Origin of the sequence: Streptomyces katrae (assembly GCF_000966975.1) — a bacterium.
Taxonomy (GTDB): domain Bacteria; phylum Actinomycetota; class Actinomycetes; order Streptomycetales; family Streptomycetaceae; genus Streptomyces; species Streptomyces katrae.
In genome coordinates, this window is the sequence record NZ_JZWV01001713.1 from 1 (window position 1) to 829 (window position 829).

Annotated in this window: 1 protein-coding gene; it reads left to right on the forward strand. The window is 82.1% G+C overall.

Going from position 1 to position 829, the window contains the following annotated elements:
- The coding region (locus VR44_RS41860; RefSeq protein ID WP_211275233.1) for a hypothetical protein at window positions 1–362 on the forward strand (362 nt) is incomplete at its 5' end.
- Window positions 363–829: the final 467 nt, after the last annotated feature.

Sequence of the window (829 nt, forward strand, 5' to 3'; positions counted from 1 at the left end):
GCCTCGGTGGGGGCCTCGGCGGGAGCCTGAGCGGCCTCGGGAGCCTGAGCGGCCTCGGCGGCGCCGGGCGCTGCCTCGGTGGCCGGGGCGGCCTCGGCGGGCTCGACGGCCGGGGCCGACTCGGCCGCCGGTGCGGGGGCGCCTTCGGCAGCGGGGGCGCCTTCGGGGGCGGCGGCGGCCTCGGGGGCCACGGCTCCCTCGACAGCCTCACCCGCATCCGGCGCCGGAGCGGTCTGCGGCGCCTCGGCGGCAACGCCCACGGCCTGCCCCTCGGCGACGGGCTGGCCGTCGACGCCCACGGCTGGCCGTCGACGCCCACGGCCTGGCCCTCGGCGACGGGCTGGCCGCCCACCACCGGCTGACCAGCCACGGGCGCGCCTTCAGCCACGGGCTGGCCTTCGGGCACACCCTGGCCCCCGGCCACGGGCTGGCCATCGGCAACAGGCTGGCCTCCAGCAGCGGGCTGGGCCTGGGCCTGGGCCTCGGCGACCGGCTGCCCTTCGGCCACCGGCAGCCCCTCGGTTCCGGCCGCCTGGACCTCGTCCGGTGCCTGGGCGACGGGACCCTGGCCCTCGGCCACCGGCTGTGCGTCGGCTGCGCCCTGGCCCTCGGCCACCGGCTGTCCGACGACACCCTGGCCCTCGGCCGCACCCGCGGGCTCCGCCGCCCACGGCGCTCCGGCCTGCGGCGGGATCTCGCCCAGCTGCGGGGCGGCCGGGCCGGCCGGGGCCACGGGGGTCTCCGCGCCCGGGACGTCCAGGTACTCGGGGCCGGCGACGGGCCCACCGGGCAGGCCGGGCGCACCAGGCGCCCCGGGCGCACCCGCACC